The organism is Nocardiopsis sp. NPDC101807 (genome assembly GCF_044766605.1).
Taxonomy (GTDB): Bacteria; Actinomycetota; Actinomycetes; order Streptosporangiales; family Streptosporangiaceae; genus Nocardiopsis; species Nocardiopsis tropica.
Genome location: NZ_JBIWMK010000007.1, coordinates 267,460 through 281,634, shown reverse-complemented (window position 1 = coordinate 281,634; position 14,175 = coordinate 267,460). Strand labels below are relative to the sequence as shown.

The window sequence follows — 14,175 nt, the reverse complement described above, 5'->3', positions numbered from 1 at the left end:
GCCGTGTCGCCCGGCACGGGCCGGCCCGTTTATCCGCGCATGTATCGGAAGGGCGGAGGCCGAAGGGGAATATTCGCGCGGCAGGGGAAATGATAAAGTCCGGCGTGTTTCAGGTCACAGTGTCAGGACGACCGCCAGGAGCACGCATGCCCCCCACTGTCCCCACCGACCGAACCCTTCCGAGCCTGCTCGCGCGCACCGCGGCCGAGCACCCCGAAGCGCCCGCGCTGTCCTGGAGGGGAACCGGGGCCGGACCCTCCGCATGGTCCACGCTCACCTGGTCCCAGGTCCGCGACCGGGTCGGCGAGCTCGCCGAGGGCTTCGCCGCCCACGGCGTCGAACCCGGCGACCACGTCCTGCTGATGATGGGCAACCGGCCGGAGCACTGGCTCTGCGACCTCGCCGTGGTCCACGCGGGCGCCGTCCCCACGTCCGTCTACAACACCGCCGCGCCGGAACAGGTGGCCCACATCGTCCGGCACAGCCGGGCCCGGCTCGCGGTGGTCGAGAGCGCCGAGGCCGCGGCCGCCTGGGAGCACCTGGCCGCCGACCCCGGCACGCCCCTGGAGACCCTGGTCGTGGTCGAGGGCGCCGACGCCGGGCGCGGCCACACCCCCTACGGGGACCTGCTCGGCGCCCCGGCCGGCGCCGCGTCCGGACGGTGGCGGGACCTGGCCCCCGACGACCTGCTCACCGTCCTCTACACGTCGGGGACGACCGGGGACCCGAAGGGCGTGGCGATCACCCACAGCGGCATGCTCGCCAACGCCGCCGCCCTGGACGCGGTCGTGGACCTGCCGGAGTTCCCCGACCACGTCTGCTACCTGCCGCTGGCCCACATCGCCGAGCGGGTCCTCGGCATCTACCTCCCGGTGCTGCGCGCCTCCCACGTGTGGATGTGCCCGGACCCGGGCGACGTGGTGGGCGTCCTGCGGACGGTGCGCCCGCCCCAGTTCTTCGGCGTCCCGCGCGTGTGGGAGAAGCTGGCGTCGGCCCTGCGGGCGGGGATCGCCCGGCTGTCGGAGGAGGGGCGCGCCGCGGTGGAGGCGGCGATGGCCGTCGCCACCGAGCACGCGGAGGCGCGGGAGCGGGGCGGCCGGGTGCCCGCCGGACTCCAGGAGCGCTTCGACGGGGCCCGGGCACAGGTCCTGCGGCCCCTGCTGGCCGGGGTCGGCCTGGACCGGATCACCTGGGCGTCGAGCGCGTCGGCGCCCATGCCGACGGACGTCGTGCGGTTCTGGGCGGGCCTGGGGATCCTGGTCATGGACGCCTGGGGGCTGACCGAGTCCGTGGGCGTGGCCACGGCCAACGCCCCCTCCTCGGGGTTCCGGCTGGGTTCGGTGGGCCGCCCCATCGCCAGTGTGGAGCTGCGCCTGGCCGAGGACGGCGAGATCCTGCTGCGGGGGGAGTCGGTGTTCGGCGGCTACCTGGGCCCTGACGGTCGGATCCTGCCCGCCGCCGACGCCGACGGGTGGTTCGCCACCGGCGACGTGGGTCGCCTGGACGAGGACGGCTACCTGTGGATCACCGACCGCAAGAAGGAGCTGATCGTCACCTCCAACGGCAAGAACGTCTCGCCGGCCCTCGTGGAGAACACGCTGAAGGAGCACCCGCTGATCGGCCAGGCGTACGCCCACGGCGACCGGCGGCCCTACCTCGTGGCCCTGCTCGTGCTGGACCGCGAGACGGCTCCGGCGTGGGCCGAGGCGCGGGGCATCGACACCGGCGGGGACTGGGAGGCGCTGGCCGCCCACCCGGAGGTGGCGGCGGAGCTGGGGCGCGCGGTCGAGGCGGCCAACAGGCGGCTCAACCGGGCCGAGCAGGTCAAGTCCCACCGGTCGCTCGCCGAGGAGTGGGGCCCGGAGACCGGTGAGCTGACGCCGTCGCTCAAGCTCCGGAGGCGGGTCGTCCGGGAGAGGTACGGTGACGCGCTGGCGGCGCTGTACGGGGACTGAGCCGGCGGGCGGGCCCCGGGCCGCGCGCCCTCCGGGGCGGAGGACGGGTCGGGGCCGCCGCCCCCCGGGGCCGCTCGCCCCGGGGCGTGCCCGCCTCCTCCGGCCGCGGGCGGTGCGGACACGCGGAACCGCCCCCGTCCGCGGAACGGGGGCGGTCGCGGCCGCGGTCAGGAGCCCTGGCCCGTGGTCCGCTGCCCGCCGGTGTGCTGTTCCGGCGAACGCGTCGGGCGCGGGGCCTCGTGGGAGGCCCGGTAGCCGCTGCGGTAGACGGCCTCGTCGGACTGCGTGGACGCGTCCGGCGTCCGGGTCGGCCAGCCCGCGGTCAGCCCGTAGATCACCAGGATGTCCACGGCGATGGCCACCATCGACCACAGGGGCATGGCGACCACGAAGGCCAGCTGCGCGAGGGCGTTCAGGGAGGCGAGGACGATGCCGAACACCCGCGCCCAGGTGCGGCCGGACAGCACGGCGACGCCCGCGGCGACCATGACCACGCCCCACAGCCCGAGCAGGACACCCCAGGACCCGTACTCGAGGAAGAGCATGTCCGTGCCCGTGGCGATGTAGAAGTCGGGGGAGAACAGCGCCACCATCCCCTGGATGACGTTGACCGCCCCGATGACGATCAAGAGTGTGGCGACGAAGAACTGCCAGCCGTTGGCTGCCCCTGTCCGCATGTCGGCTCCTCACCGGCCGCCCGGGCGCCCGGGGTGCTGCCGGTCCGGGCGGGGGCGGCCCCTCGGGTGTCCCTGGCGTGTGCGCGGGCCGCGCGCCGCCCCTCCATGATCGTCCCCTGCCGGTCATCGGTATCTCACTTTTCGTACCCGATAGGGCAAATCTCCCGTGTCGCCGGGGGGGTGGGACGGGCGCGTTCCGCACGGGGGTAAGGTGGTTTTTACGTAGTTACGGAATTTCTCATCATCTGGGGGCGTGGTGGACCGCACGACCGAGCAGCGTCTGGCCGACCTGGAGGCCCGGGTCGCCGAACTGGAGGGCCGCGCCGAGGCGGCGCCCGCGCCGTCCGGGGCGGGCGGGGGCGCGGAAGGGGCGCTCGGGGAGGCGTTCTTCGCCCTGGAGGCGCTCCGGGGGCACGCCGCCGGACGGGGGGCCGTGGTCTTCGCCGGCATCGTCCGGGACGGGGACGGCGAGGACGCGATCGAGTGGCAGCAGGGCCTGCCCGTGGACCGGCTGGCCGGGGCCGACTGGTCCCGTGCGGCCTCCGTCCTCGACGCCCTGGGCCACCCCGTCCGGCTCAACCTGCTGCACGCGGTCCGGGAGGGCACGGGGACCGTGGCCGGCCTGGCCGAGCTCTCCGGCTTCGGCACCACCGGCCAGATCTACCACCACGTCAACCTGCTCGTGGCGGCCGGATGGCTCACCACCGTCCGGCGCGGGCACTACATCGTCCCCCCGGAGCGGGTCGTCCCCCTGCTGGCCGTCCTCACGGCCGCGGGCGGTGTCTCCTGAACGCCGCGGGGGGAGGGGGCGCGAAGGGGCGCGGGCCGGGTGTCGCGGCGGCCTGCGCCGTGGCCGTCCTGGTCCTGCTGCTCGGGTTCGCCGTGCGCCCGCAGGTCCCGTCGCTGTCGGACCGGGAGGCGGGGGACCCCGGCCTCCTCGACCGCGCCCGCCCCCTGCTGGCCGCGGACCCGCGCGAGCGCGCCAGCGTCGTGGAGATCGACGGGGACCGGACCCGCGTCGCCCACTTCGGCGCCGACGACGGCACCGTCTACGAGATCGGCTCGGTGACCAAGGGCATGACCGCCCTCCTTCTGGCCGACGCCGTGGAGAGGGGCGAGGTCGCCGAGGACACCGAACTCGGCGCGGTCCTCGACCTGGGGGACACCCCCGCGGCGTCGGTCACGCTCGCGGAGCTGGCGAGCCACCGCTCCGGCCTGCCCCGCCTTCCCACGGGCCTCGCCGAGACCGTCGGCATGGCCGTCGCGAACTACCGGGGGAGCGATCCCTACCGGGCCGACCGGGCCGCGCTCGTCGCCCAGGTCGCCGCGGCCGGGACGGAGGGCCGCGGCGAGGTCGCCTACTCCAACATGGGCGCGGCCGTCCTCGGCCAGGCCGTGGCCGAGGCCGCGGGGACCGACTACCGCACCCTGCTGCGGGAGCGCCTCCTCGACCCGGTGGGCATGGACGCGACCACGCTGCCCGTCACCCCGGACGGCCTCCCCGAGGACGCGTCCGTCGGACACGGGGCCCGGGGGCGCACCGCCGATCCGTGGACCTCCCACGCCTACGCCCCGATGGGCGGCGTGCGGTCCACCCCCGGCGACATGGAGCTCCTGGCCCGCGCCCTGCTGGAGGGGGACGCCCCCGGGGCCGGCGCCATGGAACCGCGCTGGGACGCGGGCGACGGCGGGGAGGTCGGCCTCGGCTGGTGGATCGACGACCACGGCGGAACCACGGTGACCTGGCACAACGGAGGCACCGGCGGATTCTCCTCGATGTTCGCCCTGGACCGGGAGGGGGGCCGGGCGGTCGTCGTCCTGGCCGACTCCTCCCTGCCGGTGGACGACATCGGCCTCACCCTGCTCCTGGAGGACGCGTGACCACCTGGTTCCCCCTCGCCGTCGGCGTCGCCCTCGTCGCCTGGCTCGCGCTGGACGCCGTGCTGACCGCGCTCCGCGGCTGGCGCGGCAGGGGCCGGCTCCGCTTCGCGGACCGCTGGGACGCCCTGTCCCGTGCGCTCCACCTCGCCGCGCTGTCCCTCCTGCTCCTCGTCGTCGTGCAGTGGGGCCACCTCCCCGCGGCCCTGTGGTCCCTGGTGGTCGTCCCGGTGGCGGCTGCGCTGTCAGGTGCGGCGCTCCGCTGGCCGGAGCTGCCCGGGCGCGGCGGGGACGGAGCGGCCGACAGGCGCAGGGCCTCCGCGATCGGCGGCGCCGTCTTCCTCGCGCTCGCCCTCGCCGTGTGCGTGGCCCTGGTGTGAGCCGGGGCGTGCGCGCCGGACCGCATTTTAGACAGATCAGTTCATAACCTGCTAGGGTCTCCCGCATGGGACGACCGCGCACCTTCGACGAGGACCGCGTCCTCGAGGCGGCGTGCCGCCTCTTCTGGTCGAGGGGCTACGAAGCCACCTCCACCGAGGACCTGTGCACCGCCACGGGGCTGACCCGCAGCAGCCTCTACAACGCCTTCACGTCCAAGGAGCACCTGTTCCGCAGGGCTCTGGCCCGCTACATGGCGACCATGACCGCGCGCCAGTCCGCGATCCTCGACGCGCCGGGGACCGGCCTGGCGCGGCTGCGCTCCCTGCTGGAGGTCGTCGTCGCCGACGAGATCGCCAACCGGGAGAAGGGGGTCGGCCCCGGCTGCTTCACGGTCAACACCGTCACGGAGATCGGGGAGTCCAACCCGCGGGTCGCCGAGATCGTCCGGGCGGACCTGGAGAAGCGGCTGGCCTCCCTGCGCCTGGTCGCCATGGAGGGCGTCGCGGACGGCTCGATGGCCGCCGGACGCGATCCCGCCGGAACGGCCTGGTACGTCAACGCCCTCGTCTCCGGGATTCGCGTCTCCGCCCAGGCGGGCGCCGACGGCGCGGCCCTGGAGGCGATCGCCTCGGTCGGCCTCGCCGCCCTCGCGGCCCGGCCCGGCCCCGACTGAGTCCCGTCCCCGCCCCCTCGGCGGGTGCTCCGCCGTCCCGCACCCCCTGATCCCCACACCCCCTGATCCCCGCACCCTCGGCGCCCGCGCCGGGGACGCCCTCCCCGGGCGCTCCCCCGTCGTCGGCCCGGCCCCCTGCCGCTGATCGCGGCGCCCCCGACCCCGCCGCCCGCGACCGGCGCGTCCACGCGTGCGCCTTTTTTGTACTGGACGTTCCATAAAAAGTCGGCGCACGCCCGACCCGCCCCGCAAAGGAGCACACCGTGCCCAGAACCGTGTACCTGATGGCCCTCGGCATCTTCGCCATGGTCACCAGCGAGTTCCTCGTCGGCGGGCTCATGCCCCAGATGGCCGAGGACCTCGGTGTCACGATCCCCCTCATCGGCTACCTGATCACCGCCTTCGGACTGGCCATGGCCGTCGGCGGCCCGCTCGCCGCCCTCGCCCTGCTCCGGCTCCGCCCCGACCGGGCCCTCCTCGTCCTGTTCGGGCTCTTCCTCGCGGGGAACGCCCTCGCGGCCGTCGCCGACTCCTACGCCGTCATGGCCGTGGCCCGGGTCGTCACGGGCACCGCCTCCGGGGCATTCTTCGGCGTCTCCCTGACCGTCGTCGCCCGGGTCGCCCCGCCCCGCCTGCGCGGCCGGGCCACCGGCCTGGCGCTCCAGGGGCTCATGGTCGGCACCCTCCTCGGCCTCCCCGCCGCCACCCTCATCGGCGGGACGTGGGGATGGCGCGCGGCCTTCGCCTCGGTCGGCGCCCTGACCGTCGTGGTCGCGGTCGCCACCGCCGTGTCGCTGCCCCGCATGGAGCGCGCCGACGGCGGCGGGAGCCCGCGCGGGGAGACGGCCGTGTTCCGCGACCCCCGCCTGTGGCTGGTGATGGGGACGTCCACGCTCATCATCGGCGCGACCTTCAGCGCCTTCTCGTACTTCACCCCGATCCTCACCGAGGTCACCGGTTTCCCGCGCGGCGCCGTCCCCCTCCTGCTGGTGGTCTACGGCGGCGCGACCGTTCTCGGCAACAGCGTCGTGGCGCGGTTCGCGCAGTCCCACACGCTCACGGTGACCATGGCGGGCCTGGGGCTCAACGCCCTCTTCCTCTCCGCCATGGCGCTCCTCACCGAGGTCCCCGCCGTCGCCGTGCTCGCCATGGTCGGGATCGGACTGGTCGGTGTCACGCTCAACCCGGCGATGATCACGCGGGTCCAGCGCACCGGGAACGCGGGGACCCTGGTCAACACCCTGCACTCCTCGTTCATCACCATGGGCGTCGTCCTGGGTTCCTGGCTCGGAGGCGCGGCCCTCGGCGCCTTCGGGCTCAGGGCGCCCCTGTGGGTCGGCGCGGCCCTCGCGCTCCTCGCCCTGGCCGCGCTCGTTCCCGACCGGTTGCGGGGCCGGGGCGCGGGGACCTCCGAGCGCGCCCTCGCCCGGCGGGAGGGCGGGGGGACGGGGGCCGCGGACGGAGCGGGGACCGAGGTCCGACGGGGCTGAGGGCGGGAGGGGCCCACGCCGCTCGCGGCCCGGGACCTCCTCCCGGCCGCGGGCCGCGCCCCCGACGGACCGCCGCCCCCGGCCACCGGGCAGAACGGCTGCGTCAGGGACCCCTCCCGCAGCCCCGCCGGAGGCGTGCGCGGGCGGTTGCGGTGACCCCCCCGCAGCGTCCGGTCCGGCCTTGCGGGGCAACGAGTTGTCCGGACGCGTCGTCGCCCATCGAAGGGCTATGCTGCCCGGATGGCACTGCGCAACGCTGTGATGGCCGCACTGCTGGACGGCGAGGCGTCCGGATACGACCTGGCGAAGAACTTCGACGCCTCCGTGGCCAACTTCTGGATGGCCACCCCCCAGCAGCTCTACCGCGAGCTGGACCGGATGAAGGCGGACGGGCTGATCGACGCCGTCGTCGTCCGCCAGGAGAGGCGCCCCGACAAACGGGTCTTCTCCCTGACCGCCGCCGGGTACCGGGCGCTGCGCGAGTACACGGAGCGCAGTCCCCGCCCCGCCGCGATGCGCGACGAACTCCTCGTCCAGCTCCAGGCGGTGGACGCGGGCGACGCGGACGCCGTCCGCGCCTCCGTCGCCGAGCGGATCGCGTGGGCGCGCGGCAAACTGGCCCGCTACGAGCGCCTGCGCCTGCGACTCCTCGACGGGCGCACCGAGGACGAGCACGTCGCCCGCGCCGAGCGGATCGGCCCCTACCTCACCCTCCTGGGCGGGATCTCCCTGGAGGAGGAGAACATCCGGTGGGGGGAGAGGGTGCTGGCCCTCCTCGACCGCCGGGCCGCCGCCGTGGACGGGAGCCCCGCCGCGGGCTGACCGGCCGCGGCGCGCCGCCGGTCGCCCGGATCGGCCCCGGGCCGCCCGCACGGGGGCCGGCGCCCCGGGCGTGACCGGGACCGGGACGTCGTCCACCCCGTGGCGCCTCTTCACGCGGAGCGCCGCGCAGGGGCCGACCGGGACGGTGCGCGGACCCGTGACCCTCGTCCCCTCCGGCGCCCGGGAGGCCGGCGTGCCCGCCGGCCCCCGCCCCGGGAAGCGGTCGTCGATCCCGGTGCGGGGGAAGGTCCGTCGGCGTCCGCGTACGCGGTGAACCCGGCGGGTTCGCCGACGACCCCGACCTCGTAGCGGTCCCCGCCCCCGGTGCGGGACGCCGCCGGCCGCCCGCCCGTCATGCGCCCGCCACGCCCGGGGGAACGGCCCGGCAGGGGCCCCGCCGTCCCGCCGCCCGGCGGATCCGGGCGGGGGAGCCGGCCGGCCCCGGCGCCGCCTCCCGCTCCCCTCCGGGGCCGGGAGGGCCTGCTGCGCCTGGGATAGCGTGTCCAGCACTGCTGCCCACGGCACCGAGGAGCACACGATGAACGTCGAACACAGGGACATCGAGGTCAACGGGATACGGCTGCACGTCGCCGAGCAGGGGAGCGGCCCGCTCGTGCTGCTCCTGCACGGCTTCCCCGAGAGCTGGTACTCCTGGCGCCACCAGTTCGACCCGCTCGTCGGGGCCGGGTACCGGGTGGTCGCCCCGGACCAGCGCGGATACGCCCGCAGCGACCGGCCCGAGGACGTCGCCGCCTACACGCTGCCGCACCTGGTCGGCGACGTCGTCGCCCTGATCGCCGCGCTCGGGGAGAAGGAGGCCGTCCTCGTCGGACACGACTGGGGCGCCCCCGTGGCCTGGGCCACCGCCATGATGCGGCCCGACCTCGTCCGCGGCGTCGCGGGCCTGAGCGTCCCGCCGTTCCCGCCCGCGATGATGCCCACGCCCTCGGCCAACCGCCACATGTACGGGGAGGGCTTCTACCAGGTCTACTTCCAGGAGCCCGGGCGCGCCGACGCCGAACTGGCCGCCGACCCCGCCTCGTTCATGCGCCGCGTCCTGGTCGGCGCCTCCGGCGACAACCCCGAGACGGACGAGCCCCGCCTGTGGACGGTCCCCGAGGGCGGGACGCTCCTGGACGCCCTGCCGCCGGCGGACGAGCTGCCCTCCTGGCTCACCGAGGAGGACGTGGCGGCCTTCGCCCGCGACCACGCGGCGCACGGGGACCGGGCCTTCACCGGCGGGCTCGACTGGTACCGCAACACCGAGCGCAACCAGGAGCTCATGGCCCCCTTCCAGGGGCGCGGCATCGACGTCCCCGCGCTGTACGTGGTGGGGGACATGGACCTGGTCACCGTCATGCGGGGGATCCCCGAACTGCGGGAGGTCCTGCCCCTGATCGCCCCCCGGCTGCACGCGGACATCACCCTGCCCGGCTGCGGCCACTGGACGCAGCAGGAGCGGCCGGACGAGGTCAACGCGGCCCTCCTGGACTTCCTCGCCCACGTCGAGGCGGAGGGCGGAAAGGGGTAGCCCGCACCCTCCCGGGCCGAAGGAGCGGCCGGGGCGGCGAGGGCGCGGGCGGCGGCCGGCGGCTCCGGGGCGGCACGCCACGGCGGCGGGCGCCCCGGCCCCCGCCGGACGGGTCCGACCGCCGTTCCCCCTCGCGGCGGTACGCGGGGCCCGGCCCGGACGCGCCTCCCGCGCCCGGCGCGGGACCGGACGCCCCGGGAGCGGGTCAGGCGGTGTAGGCGTCGGCGAGGGAGCGCAGGACCTCGGAGCAGCCCGCGTCCACCGTGAGCGCGGCCACGCCGTCCGCACGGGTCTGGCCCCTGTTGAGGACCACCACCGGCTTGCCCTGCTCGACGGCGCGCTTGACGTACCTGCGCCCCGAGAAGACCGTCAGCGACGAACCCGCCACGAGCAGGGCCGACGCCTCGTCCACGAGCCGGTAGCCCTCCATCACGCGCGGCTTGGGCACGTTCTCGCCGAAGTACACGATGTCCGGCTTGAGCATGCCCCCGCAGGCACCGCAGTCGGCCACCCGGAACCCCTCGGTGGACGCGAGGACGGCGTCCGCGTCCGGCGCCACCTCGACGTCGGCGACGCCGTCCGCGAAGCCGGGGTTCAGGGCGCTGAGGCGCTCGGCCAGGCTCGCACGGCTGACGACCTCGGAGCAGCCCAGGCAGACCACCCGGTCGTAGCGTCCGTGCAGGTCGATCACCCTCCGGCTGCCCGCCGCCTCGTGCAGGGTGTCCACGTTCTGCGTGATGACGGCGGACACCGCGCCCGCCGCCTCCAGGTCGGCCAGCGCCCGGTGCCCGTCGTTGGGCCGGGTGCGGTGCACGTGGTGCCAGCCGACGTGGTTGCGGGCCCAGTAGTGGCGGCGGAACGCGGCGTCGCCGACGAACTGCTGGTACGTCATCGGCTTGCGCGGCGGGGAACCGGGGCCACGGTAGTCGGGGATCCCGGAGTCCGTGGAGACACCCGCCCCGGTCAGCGCGACCACCGGGCCCGGGCCCAGGACCTCGCGCATCCGGGCCGCCGCGACCCCGGGGTCGACGGAATCGAGTGTTGTCGTCACCCTTCGAGGGTACGCGGCCGGCCGGAGCGGCCGCGGCCGCCCGGGCCCCGGACGCCCGGCCGCGCCCTCCGTGCCCGCGCGTCCCCCGGGAGCGCCGTCCCGGCCTCCTCCGCCCCGGTCCGGGCGGCGAGGGCCCGTGCGGCCCCGGTGGCCCCGGCCCCCGCCCCGCGGCGCCGGGCCGCCGTGCGGGCGGCCCGGCGGACGGGATCAGCCGAGGCAGACCAGCAGGTCACCGCCCTCCACCCGGGCCACGGTGTCGATCGCCAGACGGGACACGGTCCCCGCCTTCGGAGCGGTGATCGAGGCCTCCATCTTCATCGCCTCGATGGTGGCCACCGTCGCACCGGCCTCGACCTCGTCGCCCTCGGCGACGGCCAGCGTGACCACGCCCGCGAAGGGCGCGGCGACGTGCCCCGTGTCGGACCGGTTCGCCTTCTCCGCCGCGCGCACCTTCGAGGCCAGCGCCCGGTCCCGGATCTGGAGCGGCCGCAACTGGTCGTTGAGGGTCGCCATCACCGTGCGCACCCCCCGCTCGTCCGCCTCGCCCAGGGCCTCCAGCTCGATCAGGAGCCGCACGCCCGGTGACAGGTCGACCGAGTGCTCCTCCCCGGCGCGCAGGCCGTAGAAGAAGTCCGCGCTGGACAGCACGCTGGTGTCGCCGTAGGCGCCGCGGTGCTCCTCGAACTCCCGGGTCGGGCCGGGGAACAGCAGACGGTTGAGCGTCGCCCGGGTGTCCTCGGCCAGACCGGCCCGGTCCTCCTCGGTCAGCTCCGCCACGGAGCGCGCCTCGGCGCGGCCGGCCAGGGCCCGCGTGCGGAAGGGCTCGGGCCAACCGCCGGGCGGGACGCCCAGCTCACCGCGCAGGAACCCGACCACCGAGTCCGGCACGTCGAACCTGCCCGGATCGGCCTCGAAGTCGGCCGGGTCCACCCCCGCGCCGACCAGGTGCAGGGCCAGGTCGCCCACCACCTTGGAGGAGGGCGTGACCTTCACGAGGTGGCCGAGCATCCGGTCGGCGGCGGCGTACATCGCCTCCACGTCCTCGAAGTGGTCGCCCAGCCCCAGCGCGACCGCCTGGGTGCGCAGGTTGGACAGCTGGCCGCCCGGGATCTCGTGGTGGTAGACCCGCCCCGTCGGCGAGGTCAGCCCTGCCTCGAAGGGCGCGTAGACCCGGCGCACGGCCTCCCAGTACGGCTCCATCTCGTTGACCGCGTCCAGGCTCAGGCCGGTGGCGTGCGCGGTGTGGTCGAAGGCGGCCACGACGGCCGACAGCGACGGCTGCGAGGTGGTGCCCGCCATCGACGACACGGCCCCGTCCACGGCGTCCGCGCCCGCCTCGACCGCCGCGAGGTAGGTGGCCAGCTGGCCGCCCGTCGTGTCGTGCGTGTGGACGTGCACCGGCAGCTCGAACTCACGGCGCAGGGCCGAGACCAGCCGCGCCGCGGCCGGGGCGCGCAGCAGCCCGGCCATGTCCTTGACCGCGATCACGTGCGCGCCCGCGGCGACGATCCGCTCGGCGAGCCTCAGGTAGTAGTCCAGCGTGTACAGCTTCTCCGAGGGGTCCGACAGGTCGGAGGTGTAGCACAGCGCCACCTCCGCGACCCCGGTGCCGGTGGCGCGCACCGCCTCGATGGCGGGGCGCATCTGCTCGACGTCGTTGAGGGCGTCGAAGATCCGGAAGATGTCCACGCCCGTGGCGGCGGCCTCCCTGACGAAGGCGTCGGTCACCTCGGTCGGGTAGGGCGTGTAGCCCACGGTGTTGCGCCCGCGCAGCAGCATCTGGAGGCAGATGTTGGGCACGGCCTCGCGGAGCGCGGCCAACCGCTCCCAGGGGTCCTCGGCCAGGAAGCGCAGGGCCACGTCGTAGGTGGCGCCGCCCCAGGCCTCCAGGGACAGCAGCTCGGGCAGGGTGTGCGCGACCGCGGGCGCCACCGCGAGCAGGTCCTTGGTGCGCACCCGGGTGGCCAGGAGCGACTGGTGGGCGTCCCGGAACGTCGTGTCGGTGACCCCCAGGCGCGGCGAGTCGCGCAGCCAGCGCGCGAACCCCTCCGGTCCCAGCTCGGCCAGGCGCTGGCGCGACCCCGGGGGAGGGGAGCCCGCGGGCAGCGCCGGCAGCTTCGTGGCCGGGTCCACCAGGTGCGGGCGCTCACCGTGCGGCTTGTTCACGGTCACGTCGGCCAGGTAGGTGAGCAGCCGGGTGCCGCGGTCCGCGGAGGGTCGCGCGGTCAGCAGCTGCGGCCGCTCCTCGATGAAGGAGGTGGTGGCCCGCCCGGCCTGGAAGTCGGGGTCCTCCAGCACCGCCTGGAGGAAGGGGATGTTGGTGGCGATGCCGCGGATGCGGAACTCGGCCACGGCCCTCCGGGCCCGGCTCACCGCCGTGGCCAGGTCCCGGCCCCGGCAGGTCAGCTTGACCAGCAGGGAGTCGAAGTGCGGGCTGATCTCCGTGCCCGCGGCCGAGGTGCCGCCGTCCAGGCGGATGCCCGAGCCGCCGGGGGAGCGGTAGGCGCTGATGATGCCCGTGTCGGGGCGGAAGCCGTTGGCCGGGTCCTCGGTGGTGATGCGGCACTGGAGCGCGGCGCCGCGCAGGTAGACGGTCTCCTGGGCGATGCCGAGGTCGTCCAGGGTCTCGCCGGAGGCGATCCTCAGCTGGGCCTGGACCAGGTCGACGTCGGTGACCTCCTCCGTCACCGTGTGCTCGACCTGGATGCGCGGGTTCATCTCGATGAAGACGTGGCCGCCGTCCTCGCCGACCAGGAACTCGACCGTGCCCGCGTTGCGGTAGCCGATCTCCCGTGCGAAGCGCACGGCGTCGGCGCAGATGCGGTCCCGCAGGCCGGGGTCGAGGTTGGGCGCGGGGGCGAGCTCGATGACCTTCTGGTGGCGCCGCTGGAGCGAGCAGTCGCGCTCGTAGAGGTGGACGACGCCGCCGCTGCCGTCGGCGAGGATCTGCACCTCGATGTGGCGCGGGTTCACCACGGCCCTCTCCAGGAACACCGTGGCGTCCCCGAAGGCGGTGGTGGCCTCGCGCATCGCGGCCTCGACGGCCTCGCGCAGCCGCCCGGCGTCCTGGACGCGGCGCATACCGCGCCCGCCGCCGCCCGCGACGGCCTTGACGAACAGCGGGAAGCCGATCCCCTCGGCGGCGGCCACGAGTTCGTCCACGTCGGCGGACGGCCGGCTGGACTCCAGGACGGGGACGCCCGCGGCCCGCGCCGCGGCCACGGCGCTCGCCTTGTTGCCGGTCAGGTCCAGCACCTCGGCGGGGGGACCGACGAAGGTGATCCCGGCCCTCTCACAGGCGCGGGCGAGCTCGGGGTTCTCGGACAGGAAGCCGTAGCCGGGGTAGACGGCGTCCGCCCCGGCCTCGCGGGCGGCGCGGACGATCTCGTCCACGGAGAGGTAGGCGCGGACCGGGTGGCCGGGCTCGCCGATCTGGTAGGCCTCGTCGGCCTTGAGCCGGTGGAGCGAGTTGCGGTCCTCGTGGGGGAAGACGGCGACGGTGCGGGCGCCGAGTTCGTATCCGGCGCGGAGGGCGCGGATGGCGATCTCGCCCCGGTTGGCCACGAGCACTTTGCGGAACATGCCGGGTTCCTCCTGATCTTTCAGGTGTGATGCCGGGGCGCATGGTCCGGCGCCGTTGCCGGGGCCCACGGGAGGGTGGATCACGGGCACCCTAGCCACACGGCGGGGCCCGGCCGCCACCTGGGGTGCGCCCTT

Annotated in this window: 11 protein-coding genes; 8 read left to right on the top strand and 3 right to left on the bottom strand. The window is 75.5% G+C overall.

Annotated features, from left to right (window positions below):
• The first annotated feature begins 146 nt into the window (after positions 1-146).
• Positions 147-1,955 (top strand): AMP-dependent synthetase/ligase, encoded by a 1,809-nt coding sequence (locus tag ACIRPH_RS22585; RefSeq protein WP_402917319.1) that lies wholly within the window; start codon positions 147-149, stop codon positions 1,953-1,955.
• A gap of 167 nt (positions 1,956-2,122) precedes the next feature.
• Here ACIRPH_RS22585 and ACIRPH_RS22580 read toward each other — a convergent pair whose 3' ends face one another.
• On the bottom strand, positions 2,123-2,584 hold the full coding sequence (locus ACIRPH_RS22580; RefSeq protein WP_402917817.1) for a hypothetical protein: 462 nt from the start codon (positions 2,582-2,584) through the stop codon (positions 2,123-2,125).
• Positions 2,585-2,888: 304 nt separating this feature from the next.
• Between ACIRPH_RS22580 and ACIRPH_RS22575 the strand changes: the two genes are divergently transcribed.
• The 7 genes from ACIRPH_RS22575 to ACIRPH_RS22545 all read left to right on the top strand — a co-directional run bounded on the left by ACIRPH_RS22575 (position 2,889) and on the right by ACIRPH_RS22545 (position 9,407).
• On the top strand, positions 2,889-3,422 hold the full coding sequence (locus ACIRPH_RS22575) for an ArsR/SmtB family transcription factor (protein WP_402917815.1): 534 nt from the start codon (positions 2,889-2,891) through the stop codon (positions 3,420-3,422).
• 59 nt (positions 3,423-3,481) lie between these two features.
• Positions 3,482-4,513: a serine hydrolase domain-containing protein gene (locus ACIRPH_RS22570; protein ID WP_402917317.1), complete on the top strand. Its 1,032-nt coding sequence runs from the start codon at positions 3,482-3,484 to the stop codon at positions 4,511-4,513.
• The gene (locus tag ACIRPH_RS22565; protein ID WP_402917315.1) at positions 4,510-4,890 is read left to right on the top strand and encodes a hypothetical protein; all 381 of its coding nucleotides are present in this window, start codon (positions 4,510-4,512) and stop codon (positions 4,888-4,890) included. Before ACIRPH_RS22570 ends, ACIRPH_RS22565 begins: the two co-directional genes overlap by 4 nt.
• A 65-nt stretch (positions 4,891-4,955) precedes the next feature.
• Positions 4,956-5,564, top strand: a complete 609-nt coding sequence (locus tag ACIRPH_RS22560; protein ID WP_402917313.1) for a TetR/AcrR family transcriptional regulator — start codon at positions 4,956-4,958, stop codon at positions 5,562-5,564.
• 263 nt (positions 5,565-5,827) lie between these two features.
• Complete coding sequence (locus ACIRPH_RS22555) at positions 5,828-7,054, top strand: MFS transporter (RefSeq protein ID WP_402917311.1); 1,227 nt, start codon at positions 5,828-5,830, stop codon at positions 7,052-7,054.
• 240 nt (positions 7,055-7,294) lie between these two features.
• Positions 7,295-7,876: a PadR family transcriptional regulator gene (locus tag ACIRPH_RS22550; RefSeq protein ID WP_402917309.1), complete on the top strand. Its 582-nt coding sequence runs from the start codon at positions 7,295-7,297 to the stop codon at positions 7,874-7,876.
• Positions 7,877-8,414: 538 nt separating this feature from the next.
• Entirely contained in the window at positions 8,415-9,407 is a 993-nt protein-coding gene (locus ACIRPH_RS22545) for an alpha/beta fold hydrolase (RefSeq protein WP_402917307.1), read from the top strand.
• A 205-nt stretch (positions 9,408-9,612) separates the two neighbouring features.
• Here ACIRPH_RS22545 and ACIRPH_RS22540 read toward each other — a convergent pair whose 3' ends face one another.
• Entirely contained in the window at positions 9,613-10,458 is an 846-nt protein-coding gene (locus tag ACIRPH_RS22540) for an NAD-dependent protein deacetylase (protein WP_402917305.1), read from the bottom strand.
• A 207-nt stretch (positions 10,459-10,665) separates the two neighbouring features.
• On the bottom strand, positions 10,666-14,040 hold the full coding sequence (locus ACIRPH_RS22535) for a pyruvate carboxylase (protein WP_402917303.1): 3,375 nt from the start codon (positions 14,038-14,040) through the stop codon (positions 10,666-10,668).
• Positions 14,041-14,175 lie beyond the last annotated feature (135 nt).